The sequence below is a fragment of the Streptomyces lydicus genome, from assembly GCF_001729485.1.
Classification (GTDB): domain Bacteria; phylum Actinomycetota; class Actinomycetes; order Streptomycetales; family Streptomycetaceae; genus Streptomyces; species Streptomyces lydicus_D.
The window spans coordinates 382,005-403,208 of sequence record NZ_CP017157.1; the positions used below are offsets into that span (position 1 = coordinate 382,005).

At 69.3% G+C, this 21,204-nt stretch carries 24 protein-coding genes and 2 pseudogenes; 16 read left to right on the plus strand and 10 right to left on the minus strand.

The annotated features are described in order from the left end of the window. Positions 1–137 precede the first annotated feature (137 nt). Complete coding sequence (locus tag SL103_RS01675; protein ID WP_069566986.1) at positions 138–764, minus strand: rhomboid family intramembrane serine protease; 627 nt, start codon at positions 762–764, stop codon at positions 138–140. Between the two features lie 163 nt (positions 765–927). On the opposite strand from SL103_RS01675, the gene SL103_RS01680 reads away from it, so the two are divergent. After that, the gene (locus SL103_RS01680) at positions 928–1,653 is read left to right on the plus strand and encodes a UbiX family flavin prenyltransferase (protein WP_069566987.1); all 726 of its coding nucleotides are present in this window, start codon (positions 928–930) and stop codon (positions 1,651–1,653) included. Here the strand turns inward: SL103_RS01680 and SL103_RS39135 are convergent. After that, the gene (locus tag SL103_RS39135) at positions 1,650–1,784 is read right to left on the minus strand and encodes a hypothetical protein (RefSeq protein WP_279631127.1); all 135 of its coding nucleotides are present in this window, start codon (positions 1,782–1,784) and stop codon (positions 1,650–1,652) included. The two genes, SL103_RS01680 and SL103_RS39135, sit on opposite strands and share 4 nt — an antisense overlap. A gap of 121 nt (positions 1,785–1,905) precedes the next feature. On the opposite strand from SL103_RS39135, the gene SL103_RS01685 reads away from it, so the two are divergent. The 7 genes from SL103_RS01685 to SL103_RS37600 all read left to right on the plus strand — a co-directional run bounded on the left by SL103_RS01685 (position 1,906) and on the right by SL103_RS37600 (position 8,577). Then, positions 1,906–2,364 carry an Lrp/AsnC family transcriptional regulator gene (locus SL103_RS01685; protein WP_006604791.1) on the plus strand — a complete coding sequence of 153 codons (459 nt, stop codon included), beginning with the start codon at positions 1,906–1,908 and terminating at the stop codon, positions 2,362–2,364. A 258-nt stretch (positions 2,365–2,622) separates the two neighbouring features. Beyond that, complete coding sequence (mqnE, locus tag SL103_RS01690; protein ID WP_069573282.1) at positions 2,623–3,786, plus strand: aminofutalosine synthase MqnE; 1,164 nt, start codon at positions 2,623–2,625, stop codon at positions 3,784–3,786. 45 nt (positions 3,787–3,831) lie between these two features. Next, on the plus strand, positions 3,832–4,356 hold the full coding sequence (locus tag SL103_RS01695; RefSeq protein WP_069566988.1) for a GNAT family N-acetyltransferase: 525 nt from the start codon (positions 3,832–3,834) through the stop codon (positions 4,354–4,356). 141 nt (positions 4,357–4,497) lie between these two features. Further along, positions 4,498–4,788, plus strand: a complete 291-nt coding sequence (locus tag SL103_RS01700) for a DUF4229 domain-containing protein (RefSeq protein WP_069566989.1) — start codon at positions 4,498–4,500, stop codon at positions 4,786–4,788. Positions 4,789–5,231: 443 nt separating this feature from the next. Beyond that, positions 5,232–6,584 carry a dicarboxylate/amino acid:cation symporter gene (locus SL103_RS01705; protein WP_069566990.1) on the plus strand — a complete coding sequence of 451 codons (1,353 nt, stop codon included), beginning with the start codon at positions 5,232–5,234 and terminating at the stop codon, positions 6,582–6,584. 1,101 nt (positions 6,585–7,685) lie between these two features. Further along, positions 7,686–8,141, plus strand: coding sequence for a hypothetical protein (locus SL103_RS01710; RefSeq protein ID WP_069566991.1), 456 nt, complete (start codon positions 7,686–7,688; stop codon positions 8,139–8,141). Positions 8,142–8,220: 79 nt separating this feature from the next. Beyond that, complete coding sequence (locus SL103_RS37600) at positions 8,221–8,577, plus strand: hypothetical protein (protein WP_164492742.1); 357 nt, start codon at positions 8,221–8,223, stop codon at positions 8,575–8,577. A 379-nt stretch (positions 8,578–8,956) separates the two neighbouring features. On the opposite strand, the pseudogene SL103_RS01715 reads toward SL103_RS37600, so the two are convergent. After that, positions 8,957–9,370, minus strand: a pseudogene (locus SL103_RS01715) (ArsI/CadI family heavy metal resistance metalloenzyme); the annotation flags it as partial. A 78-nt stretch (positions 9,371–9,448) separates the two neighbouring features. Between SL103_RS01715 and SL103_RS01720 the strand changes: the two are divergent. From SL103_RS01720 to SL103_RS01730, 3 genes are read left to right on the plus strand one after another with little or no spacing between them, the layout of a single operon-like run. Next, positions 9,449–9,850, plus strand: a complete 402-nt coding sequence (locus SL103_RS01720) for an ArsR/SmtB family transcription factor (protein WP_069566992.1) — start codon at positions 9,449–9,451, stop codon at positions 9,848–9,850. Then, positions 9,847–10,962: an ACR3 family arsenite efflux transporter gene (arsB, locus tag SL103_RS01725; protein WP_069566993.1), complete on the plus strand. Its 1,116-nt coding sequence runs from the start codon at positions 9,847–9,849 to the stop codon at positions 10,960–10,962. The genes SL103_RS01720 and arsB overlap by 4 nt, the downstream gene beginning before the upstream one ends. Continuing rightward, entirely contained in the window at positions 10,955–11,362 is a 408-nt protein-coding gene (locus SL103_RS01730; RefSeq protein ID WP_069566994.1) for an arsenate reductase ArsC, read from the plus strand. Before arsB ends, SL103_RS01730 begins: the two co-directional genes overlap by 8 nt. Here SL103_RS01730 and SL103_RS01735 read toward each other — a convergent pair. Further along, positions 11,361–11,558 (minus strand): annotated as a pseudogene (locus SL103_RS01735) (hypothetical protein); the annotation flags it as partial. The gene SL103_RS01730 and the pseudogene SL103_RS01735 overlap by 2 nt on opposite strands. A gap of 168 nt (positions 11,559–11,726) precedes the next feature. Next, positions 11,727–12,656, minus strand: coding sequence for an alpha/beta fold hydrolase (locus tag SL103_RS01740; protein WP_069566996.1), 930 nt, complete (start codon positions 12,654–12,656; stop codon positions 11,727–11,729). A 143-nt stretch (positions 12,657–12,799) separates the two neighbouring features. Between SL103_RS01740 and SL103_RS01745 the strand changes: the two genes are divergently transcribed. Next, the gene (locus tag SL103_RS01745; RefSeq protein ID WP_244303818.1) at positions 12,800–13,492 is read left to right on the plus strand and encodes a TetR/AcrR family transcriptional regulator; all 693 of its coding nucleotides are present in this window, start codon (positions 12,800–12,802) and stop codon (positions 13,490–13,492) included. A gap of 383 nt (positions 13,493–13,875) precedes the next feature. Then, positions 13,876–15,822 (plus strand): AMP-dependent synthetase/ligase, encoded by a 1,947-nt coding sequence (locus SL103_RS01750; protein WP_069566998.1) that lies wholly within the window; start codon positions 13,876–13,878, stop codon positions 15,820–15,822. A gap of 94 nt (positions 15,823–15,916) precedes the next feature. Here SL103_RS01750 and SL103_RS01755 read toward each other — a convergent pair whose 3' ends face one another. Together SL103_RS01755 and SL103_RS01760 are read right to left on the minus strand one after the other, a co-directional pair. Continuing rightward, a complete protein-coding gene (locus SL103_RS01755) occupies positions 15,917–16,288 on the minus strand; it encodes an ATP-binding protein (RefSeq protein WP_069566999.1) in 372 nt (123 codons plus the stop codon). After that, positions 16,285–16,494, minus strand: coding sequence for a hypothetical protein (locus SL103_RS01760; RefSeq protein ID WP_069567000.1), 210 nt, complete (start codon positions 16,492–16,494; stop codon positions 16,285–16,287). Before SL103_RS01760 ends, SL103_RS01755 begins: the two co-directional genes overlap by 4 nt. A gap of 117 nt (positions 16,495–16,611) precedes the next feature. Between SL103_RS01760 and SL103_RS01765 the strand changes: the two genes are divergently transcribed. The 3 genes from SL103_RS01765 (at position 16,612) to SL103_RS35695 (ending at position 17,960) form a co-directional block, all read left to right on the plus strand. Beyond that, a complete protein-coding gene (locus SL103_RS01765) occupies positions 16,612–17,463 on the plus strand; it encodes a helix-turn-helix domain-containing protein (protein WP_069567001.1) in 852 nt (283 codons plus the stop codon). Position 17,464: 1 nt separating this feature from the next. Further along, positions 17,465–17,659 (plus strand): DUF397 domain-containing protein, encoded by a 195-nt coding sequence (locus SL103_RS01770; RefSeq protein WP_397742211.1) that lies wholly within the window; start codon positions 17,465–17,467, stop codon positions 17,657–17,659. A gap of 70 nt (positions 17,660–17,729) precedes the next feature. Beyond that, positions 17,730–17,960, plus strand: a complete 231-nt coding sequence (locus SL103_RS35695; RefSeq protein ID WP_079145517.1) for a DUF397 domain-containing protein — start codon at positions 17,730–17,732, stop codon at positions 17,958–17,960. Here SL103_RS35695 and SL103_RS01775 read toward each other — a convergent pair. From SL103_RS01775 to SL103_RS37605, 3 genes are all read right to left on the minus strand, one after another. Further along, positions 17,923–20,601, minus strand: coding sequence for a tetratricopeptide repeat protein (locus SL103_RS01775; RefSeq protein WP_164492743.1), 2,679 nt, complete (start codon positions 20,599–20,601; stop codon positions 17,923–17,925). The genes SL103_RS35695 and SL103_RS01775 overlap by 38 nt on opposite strands. 65 nt (positions 20,602–20,666) lie before the next feature. Next, on the minus strand, positions 20,667–20,978 hold the full coding sequence (locus tag SL103_RS01780; RefSeq protein WP_069567004.1) for a hypothetical protein: 312 nt from the start codon (positions 20,976–20,978) through the stop codon (positions 20,667–20,669). 17 nt (positions 20,979–20,995) lie between these two features. Then, positions 20,996–21,133: a hypothetical protein gene (locus SL103_RS37605; protein ID WP_158541807.1), complete on the minus strand. Its 138-nt coding sequence runs from the start codon at positions 21,131–21,133 to the stop codon at positions 20,996–20,998. Positions 21,134–21,204 lie beyond the last annotated feature (71 nt).

Below are 21,204 nucleotides of genomic sequence, written 5' to 3' on the forward strand. Positions count from 1 at the left end.
GTGGGGGCGAGCCCTGGCGGGCTGACCGCCTGTTTGCTGTGCCCTCCGCCTTGCTCTCGCTCGTGCTTGCTCTCGCTCGTACCTCTGCCTCGCTCCTGCCGCGCCTCGCCCCGCCTCCCTTCCTTTTCCGGCAACGATTACGGAGCGTAATCGGTTCCTCGCAGGTTGGTGGGGGTCGGGGTCGGGGATATCGAGCGGGGCCGGCGTTCCCGGAGGAGGGAGGCGGCCAGGACTCCGCCCGCCAGGCCGAAGAGGTGGGCCTGCCAGCTGATGCCGCTGGTGGTCGGGAGGGCGCCCCACAGGATGGAGCCGTAGACCAGGCCGACGGCGAGGCCGATGGCGATGTCGAGGGGCTTGCGTTCGATGAAGCCGCGCACCAGCAGGTAGCCGAAGAGGCCGAAGACGACGCCGGAGGCGCCGGCGGTGTTGCTGTGCGGGGCCGCGGTCAGCCAGACGCCCAGGCCGCTGGTGAGGATGATCAGCAGGACGACGGCGAGGAAGCGGCGCAGCCCGCTGCGCAGTGCGGCGACGAAGCCGAGCACCAGCAGCGGCAGGGTGTTGGCCGCCAGATGGCCGAACCCGAAGTGCATGAAGGCGGCGGGGACGACGTCGACGAGTTCGGCGGGCTCCCGCGGCTGTATGCCGAAGGTGTCCAGCGCGCCGCCGGTGACGACGTCGACGCCCTCCAGTACCCAGAGCAGGGCGACCCAGCCCAGCATCAGGCAGAGCGCGGGGCCCGCGCGTCGTGTCGTGCGTCCTGCCATCTCCGGCCGTCCTTCCCGTCCTTCGCCCCGGGCGCCCTCGGCGGGGCCCGGCATCCCCCGGTGGGGCCCGTCGGGACCTGTCGTCCCCCGGCGGGGCCCGGGAGGGCGCACAGGTAAGAACGGCCGTGACGGGGTCCGTGGTTCCGCCGGATAGGCTCGATGCGTGGAGCCGCCGCACATCGACACCAGCAAGCAGGACTCCGGACGGCGCCGTCCGTGGGTCGTGGGGATCTCCGGCGCGTCCGGGACGCCGTATGCGGCTTCCGTGGTGCGCGGGCTGCTCGCCGCCGGGGAGGCGGTGGACCTGATCGTGAGCCGGGCGTCGCGGCTGACGTTGCTGGACGAGACCGGGATCGCGTTCCGGGACGCGCACTGGCGCGCCGACCTGCGGGAGTGGCTGGCGCGCGGGGCGGACGGGAAGCCCGCGACGTTTCCGGTGACGGACGCGGACCTGGCGCAGGTGCGTTACTGGGCGGCCGGTGATCTGGCGGCCGGGCCGTCGTCGGGCTCGTATCCGGTGAAGGGGATGCTGATCGTCCCGGCGAGCACGGCGTGTGTGGCCGGGGTGGCGCTCGGGCTGTCGAAGGATCTGCTGCAGCGGGTGGCGAGCGTGACGCTCAAGGAGCGTCGGCGGCTGGTGGTCGCGGTGCGTGAGACGCCGCTGAACGGGCCGACGCTGAAGCATCTGGTGGCGCTGGACGAGGCGGGCGCCGTGGTGCTGCCCGCCTCTCCGGCGTTCTACGCGGGGGCGACGCACCTCCAGGATCTGGTGGACTTCGTCGCGGGCCGGGTGCTCGATGCGGCCGAGGTGCCGCACGGGCTGTACCGGCGCTGGGAGGGTGAGCTTCGGGGTGGCTCCAGGAACGAGGAGGCCCCGGACGCTCCTTAGCGCTTCTTCGCGGCGGCGCGGCCGAAGCGGCGGCGGGCCCGCGGCTCGGCGGCGAGCTTGTGGACACGTGAACGATTGGCCTGGTCCTGCAGCTCGCGCATGCGGGCGTAGGCCATCTCGATCGAGTACACGGTGACAACTCCTGTGAGATCGTCTTTGATCGTTTGAAAGATTCGCAGGGTCTAGGCCCTGTATGCCTTAGATTCTACATGCAGAACTCGAAAATGCGTAAAGATTGGAAGGCTTGAGGGCATGGACGCGGTGGATAGGCAGCTCATCCAGGCACTTCGCGAGAACGGCCGGGCCTCGTACGCGGAGCTCGGCCGGCTCGTCGGCCTCTCCGGGCCCAGCGTCACGGACCGGATCAACCGCCTCGAAGCGGCCGGCGTGATCACCGGTTACCGCGCGACAGTCGACGCCGCCTCGCTCGGCCTCGGTGTCACCGCACTGGTCGGCATTTCCCTCTCGGACGCCGCCGACCACGAGGACGTCGCCCGCCGGCTGCGCGACCTCGCCGAGATCGAGGACTGCTGGTTCATCGCCGGCGACGACTCGTACATGCTCAAGGTCAGGGTGGGCGACGTGGACGGGCTGGAGCGCACCATCCGCCGGCTCTCCGGCACCAAGGGCGTCTCCCGTACGCGCACCACGATCGTGCTCTCCACCAAGTGGGAGAACCGCGTCGGCGAACTGCCCGAGGAGGCCGAATAGGCCACCGGGCAGCGGCCGGAGACGGCTCGGCGGACGGGCCCGCCACGGTTCCCGTCCGCCTCCGCGGGCGGCCCGTCCGTCGTCCGTCCGGGCGTCCCGCCGGCCGCCCGTCAGGGCGCCCCGTCCGCCGTCAGGGTGGGGGAGTAGGCTCGGCAAAGCTCGTTTTACGCATCGAAACGGCTAGAGACACGGCTGAAGAAACGGCTAGAGACGCCTGACGACAGGGCGGAGACGGGAGGCGACCGGATGGCTGCGTCGATGGATGTGGGCCTCAAGCGGGAGCTGGAGGCGAAGGTCCACGCCGGGGAGCGGCTGACCCGCGAGGACGGCATCGCCCTCTACGAGTCCGACGACCTGGCCTGGCTGGGCGGCCTCGCGCACGAGGTGCGCACCCGCAAGAACGGCGACGTCGTCCACTTCAACGTCAACCGTCACCTCAACATGACGAACGTGTGCACCGCGTCGTGCGCCTACTGCTCCTTCCAGCGCAAGCCGGGCGAGAAGGACGCGTACACGATGCGCATCGAGGAGGCCGTCCGCCTCGCCAAGGCGATGGAGAACGAGAACCTCACCGAGCTGCACATCGTCAACGGTCTGCACCCGACCCTGCCGTGGCGCTACTACCCGCGCTCGCTGCGCGAGTTGAAGAAGGCCCTGCCGAACGTCTCGCTGAAGGCGTTCACCGCCACCGAGATCCACCACTTCGAGACCATCTCGGGCCTGTCCGCCTCGGAGATCCTCGACGAGCTGATCGACGCCGGCCTGGAGTCGCTCACCGGCGGCGGCGCCGAGATCTTCGACTGGGAGGTCCGGCAGCACATCGTCGACCACGCCACCCACTGGGAGGACTGGTCGCGGATCCACCGCCTCGCGCACGAAAAGGGCCTCAAGACGCCCTCGACCATGCTCTACGGGCACATCGAGGAGCCCCGCCACCGCGTCGACCACGTGCTGCGGCTGCGCGAACTCCAGGACGAGACCGGCGGCTTCCAGGTCTTCATCCCGCTGCGCTACCAGCACGACTTCGTCGACATGCAGGACGGCAAGGTCCGCAACCGCCTCCAGGCGCGGACGACGATGGCCACCGGTGCCGAGGCGCTCAAGGTCTTCGCGGTCTCCCGTCTCCTCTTCGACAACGTCCCGCACGTCAAGTGCTTCTGGGTGATGCACGGTCTGCAGACCACACAGCTCGCCCTCCAGCACGGCGCGGACGACATGGACGGCTCGGTCGTCGAGTACAAGATCACGCACGACGCGGACAACTACGGCACGCCGAACAAGCTGACGCGGGACGACCTGCTGGAGCTGATCCGCGACGCCGGCTTCCGCCCCGTCGAGCGCAACACCCGCTACGAGGCCATCCGCGAGTACCCGGGCCCGGACCCGGACCGCCGCGAGTCGCCCCAGCCGATGCGCGTCTGAGCAGGTCGGAACGGTCTGTCAGTGGCGGGCGTTAGGGTCCGGGTCATGAACGTGCGTTTCGACCTGGACCCCGCCGTCACCCCCGAACTCCACGACGGTCTGTGTGAGTTGTGGACCGAGGTGTCCGACGCGGGCGGCGCGGTCGGCTTCGTCCCGCCGGTGACGCGCGAGGACATACGCCCCGACCTGCTCAGGAAGCTGACGGCGCTGGCCGAGGGGCGCGAGCGGCTGCTGGTCGGGCGCGACGAGGCCGGCCGGGTGGTGGCGACCGCGTACCTCGCCCCCAGCCCCCACCGCCTGATGAAGCACTGGATCTGGGTCTACACCGTCATGGTGCACCCCTCGCTCCAGGGGCAGGGCATCGGCCGGCAGCTGATGGCGGCCGTCGCGGAGGCCGCCCGCACCTTCGACGGCGTCACGGCCATCCGCCTGACCTGCCGCGGCGGCACCGGCGCCCGCCGGTTCTACGAAGCCTGCGGCTACAAGGAGGTCGGCCGGGTGCCCGGCGCGATCAAGGTCGCCGACGGTGACTTCCGCGACGACATCACCCTGTGGCTGGAGCTGGGCTGAGGAGCGGCGGGGGAGGCCCGGCGACGGTGTCCCGGTGGCGGCGGCCGGTGACCCGGAGCCGGGGGCCCGGAAGATCACCTGTGCCGTGTGCTTGACTGGAGGGCGAGCCTTTCGGTTGCCGTTGAGAAGAAGGTCCCGTCCGTGAGTAGCCCCAAGTTCGCCACGCTCCGCTACACCGCCCTTCGCATCGGCCTCTTCGTCGCCTGCTTCGCCGTGGTGTGGGGGCTGGCCTACGTCCACGTCATCCCGCTCGCGGTGGGCGCGTCCAACACCGTGTGGCTGCTGCTGCTGGCCATCGTGATCTCCGCGCCGCTCAGCTTCGTGCTGCTGCGCAAGCAGCGCGATGCGATGTCCGAGCAGATCGTCGCCAAGGTCGACCGCCAGCGTGAGCGGATCGCGGCCAACGCCAGCCAGGAGGACGGCCTGCAGTAGGGCGTGCCGCCCGCGCCGCGCGCAGCCCCTTCCGTCCCTCTCCGCAGGCGTCCCTTTTCCGCCGTTTCTGTAAGACGCCTCACAGTCGCCGTACGCGCCACGGGCGCCCGTTGATGGAGTTCCGCTCCATGAACGGGCGCCTGTCGCGTTGTTGGGGGTGCATTCGTCCGGTCCGCCCCCGCCGATCCCAAAGATTTTCTTTGGGTTCCTCAAAGTTCAAGTGTTAACGTACTTGTCGTGAAGACAGCAGCCGCGCCCCCGTCCCCCATGAGCGTTCCGCTCGTGGCGCGCCTGCACGTCGATCTTTGCCGCTGTATGTCCGCGGCCTGTTGTCGCCGCTGACCGATCTGATCCAGCGGCCGGAGATCCTGACGGAAGTACGGACCTCCTGGCGCTCGTCCACGCCGTTTTCCGACGTTTCACCTGTCCCCGGAGTGTGTCCGTTGTCCACGTCTGCCGAGACCTCTGAGTCCTCACAGGCCCCCCAGACCCCGAAGTCCCGCATACCCAAGGTCCCGTTCTGGGCCCAGATCCTGATCGGCCTCGCCCTGGGCGTGCTGCTCGGCGGGATCGCCAAGAACGGTGACCTCGGCTGGCTCACCTCGACGCTCCAGCACATCGGCGATCTCTTCGTCCAGCTGCTGAAGCTGGCCGTCGCGCCGCTGGTGTTCTTCGCGATCCTGGTGTCGATCACCAACCTGCGGCAGGTCAACAACGCCGCCCGGCTCGCCACCCGCACCCTGCTGTGGTTCATGGCCACCTCGCTGATCGCGGTGGCGATCGGCCTGGCGATCGGTCTGCTGACCAACCCGGGCGCGGGCACCGGCCTGACCCCCAAGGACGGCAAGCTCCCCGAGCACGCGGGTTCCTGGATCGACTTCCTGACCGGCATCGTCCCCACCGACGTCGTCACGCCGTTCACCGAGCTCAACGTCCTGCAGATCGTCTTCATGGCGGCCGTCGCCGGTATCGCCGCGCTCCAGCTGGGGGAGAAGGCCGAGCCGGTCCTCAAGATCAGCCGCTCGGTGCTGGAGCTGCTGCAGAAGGCCCTGTGGTGGGTCATCCGCCTCGCCCCGATCGGCACCGTCGGCCTCATCGGCAACGCCATCGCGACGTACGGCTGGAACCTCATCGGCAAGTACGCGACGTTCACCCTCGACATCTACGTCGGCTGCGCGATCGTCCTGTTCGGCGTCTACCCGCTGCTTCTCTCGACCGTCGCCAAGGTCAACCCGCTGCAGTTCTTCCGCGGCGCCTGGCCCGCCATCCAGCTGGCCTTCGTGTCCCGCTCGTCGGTCGGCACCATGCCGGTCACCCAGCAGGTCACCGAGCGCCTCGGCGTGCCGCGGGAGTACGCCTCCTTCGCGGTGCCGTTCGGCTCGACGACGAAGATGGACGGCTGCGCCTCGATCTACCCGGCGATCGCCGCGATCTTCATCGCCCAGATCTTCGGCGTCCACCTCGGCATCGGCGACTACATCCTGATCGTCTTCGTCTCGGTCATCGGCTCCGCCGCCACCGCGGGCCTGACCGGCGCGACCGTCATGCTGACGCTGACCCTCTCGACGCTGGGCCTGCCCCTGGAGGGCGTCGGTCTGCTGATGGCCATCGACCCGATCCTGGACATGATGCGGACGGCCACCAACGTCGCCGGTCAGTCGGTCATCCCGATCCTGGTCTCCGCCAAGGAGAAGATCCTGGACCGCGACGCGTACGCCGGCGCCACGAGCATCAGCTTGGACGCGGCGACCGTCGAGGTCGCCGAGGAGAAGGTCCCGGCGACCGCTGCTGCCTGACCTGATCTCACGGATGCGCCCCGGCCTGCTCTGCAGGGCCGGGGCGCATTGGTGTGTGCTGCCGGAGGCGTTCGTTCGGCTGCGGATCAGACTGCGGGCCGGCTGTCGACGCAGCAGGCGTCACCGGCCGGTTTGCTAATCGCTGCGGGAGTCGCCGAAGACATTGCCCGCACGCGAGAGATCACGCGGGAGGAGCTTCGAGCCGGCGGGGGCGACCGTGGACGCTGCTGAGCCGCGAGTGCTCCCGAGATGGGTACCTCCGGACGACTACGGCGCTCGCGTGTACGCCGTTGTCGCCGGATACCTATCCGATCAAGCGAGGGCCGTTACGCCCCCCCGATGCGGTAGCCGCTCCCATTGGGCTGTCCGGGAGCGGGAGCCGGTGACGCTCCTACACCTCTTCCATGGGCCGTGCTGCTCCGTCAGATCCCCATGCTCCTACCAGCGATCCGTCCAGAGGGCGGTTACACGAATGACCGGACGGGCCCTTAGGCCGTGTTCTATGTGGCGGGGCTCGTAGGACGGAACACCTCCCCGCGTCAACAAGCTGCCATCGGTGGCGTTTTGGCCAGGTGGAGCACTTTGAGCCGTCAGCACTTAAATGCGTGGACCGTGCGTTCTCCGGTTCGATATAAATTTCGATATCGCGGTGCATCGCGGAGACGGGGGGACCGGTGAAGAGCACAAGGAGTGGCAGTTGCGTGCTATGGCGAAAAGAAACTGTCTGCGGCCCTCAGAGCCTCAAACTCTGCACACCGGTCGCCGGGTGAAACCACACGAATCAACGCTCGCCCGCCTCTGATCCTCCACTCCCTGCTGCGTCAAAGTGGCATCCGGTTTCGCGAGAATCCGCAGCATAGTTGCAGATTCTCCTGAGCCAAGAAAGAAACAGGGAATCGCGCCGTGCGGCGATATCCAAGAAGAGGCCCATTCGGCCATAAGTGATCCATTTCGCGACACCCTCTGACCCAGGGTGTCGAAGGGGGATATGAATCAATGAAGTGTGTCGGTAAATCCTCAATTGTCGCTGCAGTGGCATTGGCGTCAATGGTCGCGACAGTCGCGCCAGCGATGGCGTCAGCTCGAGATGAACGTTCTCCGGTGAAGTCTTACGAGGTGTCAGTCTCCTCGCGCAGCGAAAGTGAAACGATCAAGGGCGGGGAGAGTCAGGGCGTAAGGGATAGTGGCTGGAGTGACACGACCTTCTTCTCTTTGAGGGATCCCGCCATCGCCGCAAACAGTCAGTACGGTCATTTCACAGGCCAGATCCACTTCGGGGAGAGCGAAACGTTTGCCTGGAGCTTCCGGCTGCACCCGGGTACGGCAGCAGCGGCCAGGGGGATGATGTCAGAATCGGCAAGGCTCTACTTGAATGGAAGGGCCACGGGGTACAAGGATACGCACCCTTCGATCGCCGCAAATTACCTGGTTCACTCGTCCACCAAGGTGCAGGCGAACAAGCCGTACAAGCTGGTGATCGACGAGCAATTCCCGATCGCGCGGCGGGGTACGCGACACATCAGGACGGAATTCAAGTTCATCGTCCACCCGATTTAACGCCAGAGTCGACGCTAATTGCTGATATGCTGCATCTCGCACCCGAGGTTCAAGCATGGGAGGGCATGAGATGACACGGATGTCCACACTGGTGGCCCAGGTGCTGCACGATCTCGATCCCGATGGCAAAAAATACGGCTCCACCGTCTCCTACCTTCCAGGAGACATCGAGAGTCATCTCGATCTTCTCGTTGAAGATGACACAGGCATGGGGTGCGGCTTCAGCGTGGACGCTTCGCGGAGTGACCAAGAGGTGCTTTACGAACTCGCCGACCGGTTGCCTACCGCCTTCGTGGAACTCTATGCCGTGGGCCTCCCCTTGGTGCCGGGAACGCAGCGGCCGGCAACACCAGAGATCATCGGCAATGCAGTGGTCTGGAAGGATCCAACTGGCGGCGTCAGTTGGACATGCCCAGTAGGCCAATACGAGGCATAGGTTGAAGGGGGCCATCCGGTCACCTCACGTGTGTTTGCCGCTTGGAAGGGTGTGAGCACGGATGCGTACAACTGCCGTGCTCACACCCTGATGGCACCTGCGGGCCTTGGTATCCGGGGGATTGCGCGCCAGCACGGCCACGATCAACGCAGGTTGACGCGGCCCGCCAGCCAGGTTGCTGGACTTCAGGCCCGCCCCCTTGTCCTGAAGGCGGCGGGTCGTCTTCAGTAATGCCCAGCCCTGACCCGTCCCGGCGACCGCTGCTGCCTGACCTGATCTCACGGATGCGCCCCGGCCTGCTCTGCAGGGCCGGGGCGCATTGGTGTGTGCTGCCGGAGGCGTTCGTTCGGCTGCGGATCAGACTGCGGGGCCGGCTGTCGACGCAGCAGGCGTCACCTTCCTGGGCGGGGGACTTGCCCATTCGGTCCGCGTCGCCCTTGACGACGTAGATCTCCCAGGGTTCCTTGCCGGGGCCGTGGACCCAGACCTTGTCCTGGAGGGCGTAGCAGCAGGAGGTGTCGTTCTCCTCGAAGGTCGCCAGCCCGGCTGCCTTGAGGCGGTCGGTGGCGACGGTGACCTGCTCGGTGGTGGCGACCTCGACGCCGAGGTGGTCCAGGCGGGTTTCCTGGCCGGCGTCGCCTTCGATCAGGACGAGCTTCAGCGGCGGTTCGGTGAGGGCGAAGTTCGCGTAACCGGGGCGGCGCTTGGCCGGCCGGGCGCCGAAGAGCTTGGAGTAGAACTCCACCGCGGCGTCGAGGTCGGGGACGTTGAGAGCGAGTTGGAGGCGGGGCACGGTGGCCTCCCGTCACGTTGCATTGATGTGTGTCGATTCAAGCTTGCGTCTTGTATTGAAGTTCGTCAATATAGGTGCATGTCGAATCAGGAGCTTGAGGTGCTGGGGCAGGACCAGGAGTGCTGTCCGGGGCTGCTGACCGCGCCGCTGGACGAGGACCAGGCCGCCGAACTGGCGAAGGTCTTCAAAGCGCTCGGGGACCCGGTGCGGCTGCGGCTGCTGTCGATGATCGCTTCCCGGGCCGGCGGTGAGGTGTGCGTATGTGATCTGACGCCGGCCTTCGACGTGTCGCAGCCGACGATCTCCCACCACCTCAAGCTCTTGAAGCAGGCGGGGCTGATCGATTCGGAACGCCGCGGGACGTGGGTGTACTACCGGCTGCTGCCGCAGATGACCGATCGGCTGGCCGGCATCCTGGCCCGCCCTGCCGGACAGCCCCTTCCGCAGATCGGCCAGGAGCCCGCGGGGGCTCCCTCATGACCGTGCGGAGCCCCGGGACGGTGGGGCCGGTCGCGGCCCGCCTGTCGTTCCTGGACCGCTTCCTGGCCGTGTGGATCCTGCTGGCGATGGCCGCCGGCCTCGGCCTGGGCCGCGCGGTGCCGGGCCTGGGGGACGCGCTGGCGAAGGTGACGGTCACCGGCGTCTCGCTGCCGATCGCGCTGGGCCTGCTGGTGATGATGTATCCGGTGCTGGCCAAGGTCCGCTACGACCGCCTGGATTCCGTCACCCAGGACCGCCGCCTGCTGATCCCGTCCCTGGTGCTCAATTGGCTCGTCGGGCCCGCCGTGATGTTCGCGCTGGCGTGGATCTTCCTGCCCGACCTGCCGGAGTACCGGACCGGGCTGATCATCGTCGGGCTGGCCCGATGCATCGCCATGGTCGTCATCTGGAACGACCTGGCCTGCGGCGACCGCGAAGCAGCCGCCGTCCTGGTCGCCCTGAACTCCGTCTTCCAGGTCCTGGCCTTCGGCCTGCTGGGCTGGTTCTACCTCTCCGTCCTGCCCGGCTGGCTGGGCCTGGAACGGGCCGGGCTGAACGTGTCGGTGGGGGAGATCGCCCGCAGCGTGCTGATCTTCCTCGGCATCCCCCTGGCGGCCGGGTTCCTCACCCGCCGCCTGGGCGAGAAGGCCAAGGGCCGCGCCTGGTACGAGACGAAGCTGATCCCCCGCATCGGCCCGTTCGCCCTGTGGGGACTGCTGTTCACCATCGTCGTGCTCTTCGCCCTCCAGGGGAACGCGATCACTTCCCGCCCCCTGGACGTCGCGCGGATCGCGCTGCCGCTGCTGGTCTACTTCGCCGTCATGTGGGCCGGCTCCATGGCCCTGGGCAAGGCCGTCGGCCTGAACCACCCGCGGGCCACGACGCTGGCGTTCACCGCGGCCGGCAACAACTTCGAACTCGCCATCGCCGTCGCCGTCGCGACGTACGGCGCGACATCCGGCCAGGCCCTGGCCGGGGTGGTCGGGCCGCTCATCGAGGTGCCGGTGCTGATCGGCCTGGTCCATGTCGCCCTGGCCGCCCGCCGGTTCTTCCCCGGCCCCCACGCCCTGGCCGCCGCGCCGGCCAACCTCCAGGAGACCGCCCGTGACTGAGCCCCGCAAGCCGTCGGTGCTGTTCGTGTGCGTCCACAACGCCGGACGCTCCCAGATGGCCGCCGCCTTCCTCGCCCACCTCGGCGGCGACCGGGTCGAGGTCCGCTCCGCCGGCTCCGCCCCCGCCGGCACCGTCAACCCGGCCGTGGTGGAGGCGATGGCCGAGAAGGGCATCGACCTGTCGGCCCGGACCCCGAAGCTGCTGACCGCCGAGGCCGTGCAGGCGTCCGACGTGGTGATCACCATGGGCTGCGGGGACGCCTGCCCCGTCTTCCCCGGCAAGAGGTACCTGGACTGGCAGCTGGACGACCCCGCCGGCCGCGGAGTCGACGCCGTCCGGCCCATCCGCGACGAGATCGAACGACACGTCCGCGACCTGCTGACCGAACTCACCGCCTGAGCGATGCCGACGGACCGGTGGCGCCGATGATCTGCGCGCGGTACCGCAGCTCGCCGATCTTCGTGACCTCGGCCGTCCAGCCGCCCGCGAGCGTGAAGGTGCCCGGGCCCTGGTGTCCGCCGCCCATCCAGGAATGGACCCGGCCGTCCAGCGTGAGCGTGACGAACATGTCGTTGGCGTCGAGCCCGGCGTCGTCGTTGTCTCCTCGGTACGTCACCCACCCTGCTCGGAGCCGTTGGCGCGAGTCTGCCGCTCCGCTGATGCCCGGCTAACAGGGGCGCGAGTGGGGGGAGGAGGCCAAGGAGAGCCCGAGGAGCCGGGCCGCGGCCGTCCCGTGGCACTCGTGGGTGCCGCTGGTGCACCGTCAGGCCGTCGTGGTGTCCGCCCCCGTGACGTCCGTGGCTCCCGTGGCTCCTGCGGGCCCCGTTGCCCCGGTGTGCGTGAGGATCGCGTCGGCCAGTGGACCGAGGACGGCCGGGGGCAGCGCATGTCCCATGCCCGGGATCTCGACCACGTGGGCGCCGTTCACGCACTGCGCGAGGTGCTGGGGGTGCGGCGGCGGGAACACCGGCTCGGCGGGCGCGGCGACGACCAGCGTCGGCACCTGGTTCCGCGCGAGCTGCTCGGTGCGCAGCATGCCGTCGTGCTCGGCCCGACCGTGCGCGGTACCCGTCCGGTGGTGCCCGGTGTGCTCGATGACCCGCTCTTCGAGGGCGTGGAAGAACGCGGCGTCGAAGGGGAGTTGGTCACCGGCGAGTACCCGCCAGTGTTCGATCCGGCGGCGCAGCTCCGCGGCCGGGCCGTGATCCTCGACCGGGCGCGCCCACAGCTCCAGGACCTCGGGCGCGATACCGGGCAGTTCGTCGACCGGGACGGTGCTGCCGTCGGGGCGGGTGTAGGGGGTGGTGCTGAGGGCGCTGGTGCCGATGAGAGTGGCGCTGAGTACGCGGTCGGGGTGGTCCGCGAGGACCATCTGGGCCAGCATGCCGCCCAATGACATGCCGACGATGTGCGCCCGCTCGATGCCCAGCCCGTCCAGGACCGCGATCACGTCCTCGGCGAGGTCCGCGATCCGGTACGGATGCTCCTCGAACGGCCAGGTGGAGCGGCCGGTGTCGCGGTGGTCGTAGCGGATGACCCGGTGGTGCGCGGCCAGCGCGTCGACCAGCGCGTCGGGCCAGCCGACGCCGGTGGCCTGGGCCCCCATGATCAGCAGCAGCGGGGGCGCCCCGGGGGCGCCGCGCTGCTCGGTCCACAGGCGGATGCCGGGGGCGGCGTCGATGAACTGCTGCACGGTCTGACCTCCGGAAGCTATGACAACGTGACGAGACGTATCGTCTCGTTGCGTCGGGTGGCTGTCAAGGAAGGAGGGGTCAGGGGGGCGAAGATCGTAAACTTACTTTGCAGTAAAGGGGCGGGTATGGAGGGGTATTCAGGGTGGGAGCTGTGAAGAGCAAGCGGGTGCCACGCGCGGTCCGGGAGCAGCAGATGCTCGACGCCGCGGTGCTGACCTTCGCGCGACGCGGCTATCGGGCGGCCTCGATGGACGAGATCGCCGAGGTCGCGGGGGTGTCCAAGCCGCTGGTCTATCTCTACCTGAACTCGAAGGAAGAACTGTTCAGCGCCGTGATCCGGCGGGAGCGGGCGGCGCTGGTCGCGGCCGTGACGGCGGCCGTCCAGCCGGGGGAGGCGGCCGACCGCCAACTGTGGAGCGGCCTGCGGGGCTTCTTCGCGCACACCGCGGAGCACCCGGCGGGCTGGGCCGTGCTGCACCAGCAGGCCCGCACGCACGGCGAGCCCTTCGCGGTCGAGGTCGCCGACATGCGGGCGGAGATCGTCGCCTTCGTCACGGAGCTGATCGGCATGGCCGCGAAGGAGGCGGGCTGCGTCGGCGAGCTGGCCGAACGGGAGGTGGCGGGCCTCGCGCACGCCCTGGTCGGCGCGGCCGAGTCGCTCGCCGAGTGGGCCAACACCCGTACGGATGAGGGACCTTCGGGTGACCAGGAGCATCCGACGGCGAAGGACGCCGCGGCCACGATGATGAACTTCGCCTGGACCGGCCTGGGCCATCTGATGGGCGGCGAACGCTGGACGCCGGGGGGCGCCGGCGGCGAGGGCGGCCGCGGCTGACGAGGGCGGTCCTCGCCCCGGCCCGCGCCGTCCGCCGGGCCGGCCCGGGTGCTCCGCCCGGCCGGCCCGGTGCCGGGTGCCGCGTCGTCAGCGCGTGTCCGTCCGGCGGGAAGCCGAGCGGGCGGACGGCTGACCGGTAGCGGGCCGGCGGGCGGTGCGGACGGTGCGGGCGGTGCGGGCGGATTCAACGTCCTTCACCGGCAAGGGAGTTCCCTTCCCTGTGGCACCTCACGTAAATTTACTTCGCAGTAAGGTTACTGCCGGGTCAGGAGGTTCGGGGGTGAACTCCGCGTTCCCGGCAGGCAGTCCGCGCTCCGGCGGGGAGGGAAGGCCGCACTCCGCAGGAGCAGCTCGCACTCCACAGGAGAAACGAGGAACCGCTCGTGTCCCATCAGGAAAGTGCACCCGCTCCCACACCCGCCGCACCGTCCGCCCCGCTGCCCGCCGTCGCCCCCGCCCCCGTGGAGCCGCAGAAAACCCTGGTTGACGGCCGGGTCCGGGAGGTGCACGTCCCCCCGCTCGTGCCGCCCGCCCGCCACGGCTCCCTCGGTGACCTCCCCTTCCACAACGCCGCCGAGGCCCCCACCGCGATCGTGCTGGCCCGCAAACAGCCCAGCGGCGCCTGGCGCGACATCACCGCCGCCGCGTTCGCCGCCGAGGTCCGCGCCGTCGCCAAGGGCCTGATCGCGCACGGCCTGCGCCCCGGCGACCGGCTCGCGATCATGGCCCGTACCACCTACGAGTGGACCCTCATCGACTTCGCCGCCTGGGCCGCCGGTCTGGTCACCGTCCCGCTGTACCCCACCTCCTCCGCCCACCAGGCGCGGTGGATCCTGCACGACTCGGCCGCCCGCGCCTGCGTCGTCGAGGACGTCGACGAGGCCCGTCTGATCAGCGGCATCCGCGGCGACCTGCCCGCCCTCGACCACCTGTGGCAGTTCAACACCGGTGCGGTCTCCCAGCTCGTCTCCGCGGGCCGCGACCTCCCCGACGAGGCGGTGGACGAGCGTCGCGCCGCACGTGCCCCGCACGCCCTCGCCACCCTCATCTACACCTCGGGCGCCACCGGCCGCCCCAAGGGTTGCGCCCTCACCCACGCCAACTTCTTCGCCGAGGTCGACAACGCCGTCGAACTCCTCCACCCGGTCTTCCGGGCGGTCAGCCAGGAGCCCGCCGCCACCCTCCTCTTCCTGCCCCTCTCCCACGTCTTCGGCCGGATGGTCGCCGTCGGCTGCCTGCGCGCCCGGGTCCGCCTCGGCCACGCCCCCAGCATCCGGACGGACGACCTGCTCGCCGACCTCGCCGGCTTCCGCCCGACGTTCCTGCTGGCCATCCCCTACGTCCTCGAAAAGGTCTACAACACCGGCCGCGCCACCGCCGAGAAGATGGGCCGCGCCGCCTCCTTCGACCGCGCGGCCCGCATCGCCCGCTCCTACGGTGAAGCCGTCGAGGCGAAGGAACACGGCGCCGGCCCCGGCCCCGGCGTCGCCCTCAAGGCCGCCCGCAAGCTCTACGACCCCCTCGTCTACCGCCGCATCCGGGCCGCGCTCGGCGGCAAGGTCCGCTACGCCCTCTGCGGCGGCTCCCCCCTCGGCCACCGCCTCGCCGCCTTCTACACCGGCGCCGGCATCGAGATCTTCGAGGGCTACGGCCTGACGGAAACCACCGCCGCCGCCACCGTCACCCCGCCCCGGCGCCCCCGCATCGGCACCGTCGGCTGGCCGCTGCCCGGCACCGCCGTACGCATCGCCGACGACGGCGAGATCCTGCTCCGCGGCGGCCACGTCTTCGCCGGCTACTGGGACGCGGACCTCGGCGCCGCCCGCCCCGCCACCGACCCCCACGGCTGGCTCCCCACCGGCGACCTGGGCGCCCTCGACACCGACGGCTACCTCACCATCACCGGCCGCAAGAAGGAGATCATCGTGACGACGGGCGGCAAGAACGTCGCCCCCGCGCCCCTGGAGGACCGCCTCCGCTCCCACCCCCTGGTCGGCCAGTGCATGGTCATCGGCGACAACCGCCCGTACATCACGGCACTGCTCACCCTCGAACCGGACGGCCTGGCCCACTGGCGCCAGATGCACAAGAAACAGCACCTGCCCCTGGAGGAACTCGTCCACGACGAGCGCCTGCTCGCCGACCTGCAACGCGCCGTCGACGACGCCAACGCCCTCGTCTCCCGGGCCGAGTCCATCCGCCGCTTCGCCGTCCTCCCGGTGGACTTCACCGAGCGCACCGGGCACCTGACCCCCTCCCTCAAGCTGCGCCGGTCCGCCGTCGCCCGCGATTTCGCCAAAGACATAGCCGCCCTTTACGAAAGGACATGACAACCCCTCTGGAGCCCAGGCCCCCGGCGCGTCAGACTGGAACCCCGTGTCACCTCTGTGGGGGAGGTGGCGCGGGGCCTGACGTGCGGTGGTGCTACGTCGCGACGACGTCGCACCAGACCGTCTTACGGCCGGCACCCAGCCGTACGCCCCACCGCACCGAGACGGCGGCCAGCAGCGCCATGCCCCGCCCGCACTCGTCCCCGCCCGCCGCCCGCACCGGTACGGGCAGCACCCGCGGCTCGGGATCGGTGACCTCGACCCGGAACCGCCCACCCGCCGCGCCGCTGACCCGCACGACGACCGGGGTGCCCTCCCCGACGTGCCGGATCACATTGCCGACCAGCTCGCTGACGCAGAGCTGGACCTCGGCCCCCGGCCCGCCGCCCACATACGCGCCGACGGCACGCCGCAGCCCCGCCACCTCCTTGGGCACGGCGAGCAGCTCCAGCACCAGCGGCTTCATCGCGCCGCGGCCTTACGGAGCGCTTCCGCCAGTTTGCGGGCGGTCGCCGCATTGCAGTTACCGAGCGCGACCAGCGGCGGCAGCCCGGGACTCGCCAACCCCGGGAGATCGACCCCGAGCGACGGCAACGTGATGCCGTTGGCCTGCAGTGCGGCACGGAGGACCTCGGTGCAGTCGTGCACGTCGTCGTGAAGAGGGCTGGGCATGCGGCGTACGCCTTCCTGTGCGCATGGTGACGAACTGCTCACAGCGTGGCGTCACGGGACGTAGCGTGGAAGGCAATCGGGTTGCGCAGGGCAACTTGCAGAGAGTGGTGGTGCGTTGTGCCTCCTCGTAAAGATCCTGACGCGTCGGCGAGCGTTCCGGCCTTCTACGGAGCCGAGCTGCGCTATCAGCGGGAAGCCGCGGGCCTCACGCTCGAACAGCTCGCGGAGGGCAGTTACCGAGGGATCTCGTTCCTCAGCCAGATCGAGCGCGGTGAGCGCCGGATGCCGGAAGATCTGGCCCGGCATGTCGACGAGAAGCTGAAGACGGACGGGTTTTTCCAGCGCCGTTGTGAAGATGCGAGGAAGGCGCGGCAGTCCGGTCTTTCGGAGTACTTCGCGGATGCCGCGGAGATGGAGCAGTACGCGGAAGCGATCGAGGACTGGGCGCCGCTGGTGCTGCCGGGGCTGCTGCACACGGCGGCGTACTCGCTGGCGATCACGCGGTCGACCATGCCGTGGGCCTCCGGCGACGAGATCGAGCAGATGGTGGCCGCGAGGCTGAAACGAGCCAAGCTGTTCGACAAGGAGAAGCCCCCGCATTTCTGGGCGATCCTCGACGAGACCGTGATTCGGCGCCGCGTCCTCCCGCCGGAGCAGATGGCGGATCTGATGGATCACATCGCCGCCGTGATCAGGGCGACGTCGTCGATTCTGCAGATCCTTCCGGCAACCACCGTCGCTCACCCTTTCGCGATGGGCGTGACGCGAGTCATGACCTTCCCGGACGCTCCCACCGTCGTGTACACGGAGGGCCTCCACAGCGGCCAACTCATCGACTACCCGGCGCTCGTGAAGCGGTACGAGCGGTCGTACGATCTGCTCAGGGCCGCCGCACTGCCGCCGGAGGCGTCCCTGGCAATGGTCGAGGCAGCGGCAGAGGAGTACCGAAATGGCAAGCAGAAAGCTTGACTTGAGTTCCGCACTCTGGCGCAAGAGCAGCTACAGCACGAACGGCGGCGAATGCATCGAGATCGCCGACGGCATGCCCGGCCTGGTCCCCGTCCGGGACTCCAAGGACCCGCAGGGGCCTGCTCTGTTCATTCCGGCCGGGGCCTGGAGGACGTTCATCACGGCCGTCAGATCCGCAACCTTTCCCGCCGCGTAGGCCGGGACCGGAAACGACGGCCGCCCACCCTCCCTGGTCATCGTCGAGGACGTAGCAAGGGGTTACCGAGATGAAGCGCAGCAACAGGCTTGCCCTGAATTCTGCCCGCTGGCGCAAGAGCAGCTACAGCAACGGCACCGGCGGAGAATGTGTCGAGATCTCGGACGACTTCCCCGGCCTCGTCCCCGTACGGGACTCCAAGGACCCGCAGGGACCGGCTCTGTTCATTCCGGCCGGGGCCTGGAGGACGTTCATCACGGCCGTCAGATCCGCAGCCTTTTCCCGTCGCGGAGGGCGGTGACCCGGCGCCGCGTCAGGCGGGGGACGTCACGCAGGGCGTGGCGGAAAGCGGTGTGTCCGGTCTCGCCCTCCAGCCAGTCGTCGAGGGTCTGCCAGGCCGCCGCGTATCCGGTGGACAGCCGGCGGACCGTCTTCGTCTCCAGCCGTGTCACACCGTCCGCGGCGCGTTCCCTGAGGAGTCGCTGACCCGCGTTGCTCATCGCGTAGGCACGGGCCTTTTCCATGTCGTGGTGCAGTGCCGCAAGTGTCTTCTCGATCTCCCCGGGGGCCGGGAGGCCGTTCGGGGACGCCGTCTCGTCCGGCACCAGCGGGGGCGGGAAATCCGGTGAAGAGGACGACATCGGCTGGAAGTTGGCCTGGATGTAGCGGATGAGCGTCACCCTGTCCTGCCATCTGCGGTTGGACTCGTCCGCGGAGATCCCGTGCAGGGAATTCCAGAGCTTGCGCTCGGTGCGCAGCCATTCCGTCGCGTGCTGGATATCGACGTCGGCGCTCTCGCTCCGCAGGTTCCAGACCTGCTGCATCACCTTGGCGATTTCTTCGAGCAGCCGGTAGTCGTACTCCCGCAACTGCTTGTCGGACCGGCTGCTGGGCGGGCTCTGCTCGAAGGCTTCCGCGCTCGGGTACACCGTCCGCACGAAGTTGTTGAAGAGGGCATTCGGGCGGGTGCCCTTTCTGCGGAGCAGCGCGAGGTCGGGGTCCTCGTCGACCATCCACGACCGTTCGACGGCGGCGGCGCGCCCGCACGTCGCCTGTACGGCCTGGTCGAGGTGGGCGACGGCATAGCGGGCGAGTTTCCGTTGCCGGGGCCGGTCGTGGCGATCGGCGTGCATCGCCACGGCGTAGACACACGCGGAGTTGTAGTGGGTGTGCCAGTCGTGCCGCGAGCCGATCCACGGCGCGATACGGAGGCGCCTGCGGAGGGCCGGGACGTCCACCCGTTTCCAGCCGAGCCATCTGCCGGGGCGCCGCCAGGCGTATTTCCGCCGCCACTTCTGCGGGTCCGGCACGCTGCCGTAATCGGTGCTCGCCCAGGCCAGGCGCAGCGGGGCCCACACCCTGCGGTTGATCTGGAATGCGCCGCGGGTGACGGAGGGCTGCGTTCCGCGTGTGCTCTGGTGGTAGGCGGCCGGCCAGCAGACCCGGGCCCAACTCCACAGCCAGGAGGGCCAGTAGAGCCACACGCGGGCCCAGGCGTCGTCGGCGGAGAGGCGTGCCGTTTCCTGGAGGGCGGCGCGTTGCATCACCAGGCGCACCGCGGCTTCGTTGTCGCTCTGCAGGGTGTCCCTGAGCCAATCCTGGCCTGCCTTTTTCCTCGCTTTGCGCGGCAGGCGGGCACCTGTGCCGTGCAGGCCGGCGGCGGCGGGCCAATACCGTTCCACAAGGATCGGTGTCAGGTGTTCGCGCGTGAGGGCGCCATTGGTTCCGGTGTGCGCGCACCATTGTTCCGCGGTGGTTTCGGAGGTGCCGAGAATGATTGAATTTCGGTACCGGAGGCCGAGCATCTCGCGGTGCAGGCACGGGTGCCGGAAGTAGCGCAGCCGCCGCCAGTGCGGAATCCAGCGGTTCTGCCACAGTCGTTTCCGGTAGCGGCGGGCACTTTGGCCGTCGAGGGTCAGCGCCCGCTGGCAGGTGTCGAGGGCGTCGATGTGCAGGCCCATCTTTTCCTGGGTCTCCGCCAGCTCGGCCCGCAGTGCGGCATTCGTCGGGTCGAGGCGTACGGCCCGGAAGTACTGCTCCAGCGCCTCGTGGTAACGCCCGGCGCGGCTCAGTTCGTTCGCCGACTGATATGCCTCGTACAGCTCCGGCTTGATCTCCCGACCCCACCACCGGCGCCACGGCGGCAGCCGCCCGGCGCGGGTGACGGGCAACAGCGTGCTGACGGTCCAGCTGCCGGCTTTCCGGATGACGTCGTCCCAGTCGCTGCCCCATACGGTGGTCGTGCGCGAGCCGCCGAAGAGGAAAGCGGTGACGGTGACCGTCGCGCCGTACTGATCCGGCAACGGGCTTTCGCGGAACTGGAGAATGCCGCTGACCCGGTAGGCCAGTTTCGGGCGCAGCCGGCTGAGCAGTTTCGGCAGTGCCGTCCCCAGCTTGTCGGGGTCGATCTCGATATCGCCGAGCAGTTCCAGAAAGGACTCGGCGGGGGCCTGCGCCGGAAGCGTGGCCGGCGGATACATGCTGCTGTCGGACAGCCGGCGGCGGAGCCTGGCGGTGAGGTCGATGTCGCTCGGTTTCGGGGTGCCCTCGGGCGTGGCGTCCTCCAGCTGCTGCACGTCCACCGCGCCGGGCTTGTACGCCAGCCAGGCGCGCGTCGCCCGCCACAGCAGATACAGGAGCAGCAGCAGCACCAGGAAGAAGGCGAGCCGTGCGCCGATGGAGGCGCCGTGGTGGGACCCCGGCGTGAAGACCGCGCCGAGGCCGCCGAAGACCCGGCCCAGGAACCCGACGACCCCCTTGCCCGCCCAGGCCGTACGGCCGGCTCCCGCCGCGTAGAGCGCGGCGATCAGTCCGGCGCATCCGATACCGCTCCACACCCACCAGGCCACGAACCGGGGCGCCGGCAACGGTGCCGTCAGGGTGCGTTCGTTATCTGCTCGGCCGTTGAACATGGCGACCACTGCCCGGGTGCTGTCAGGCACATGCTCTTCCTGATTTCCACGCTACCCACGGATCCGCTGGTAGACAGGGCAACCAAAAGCGGCGGCTACCGGGGAGGCAGGGCCACCGCCGTCTGCATCTCGCAGGAGTTGCACCAGAAGGCCCAGCCGTTGGCGTCGACGGACCGGGAGCCGCACGCCAGGCACGGGTCGCCGACGAAGCTCGCCGCGACCCAGGTGCCGGCCGTCGCCGCGCGTCGTCCCGCGGCCGCGCACTCCTCGGCGTAGCAGGGGATGCACAGCCCGCCCTGCCGTCCGGGCAGCTTCATCGACCGTATTCCGCAGGTGGAGCACGGCAGTTTGCCGACGTACTCCGCTTCCAGGCCGACCGGCTTCCCGTTCTTGCTCAACGCTGCCACGTCGCCTCTGCCTCCTCTTACGCCAGGACGGTGCCGGTGCCACCGCACCCGGAGCACAGCGTCGTGACCTCGTCGCCGGCCGGCGTCTCCCAGTCCACGGTTCCTCTGCCGCCGCAATCGGGGCAGGGCTTCTGCGGGGGCAAGTGCTCGCTCATTCTGCCCACGGTAGGCCGCGTCATGTCGCCATGTGACCACTTTCCGTGATCGCTTCGATACGTGCTCCGGG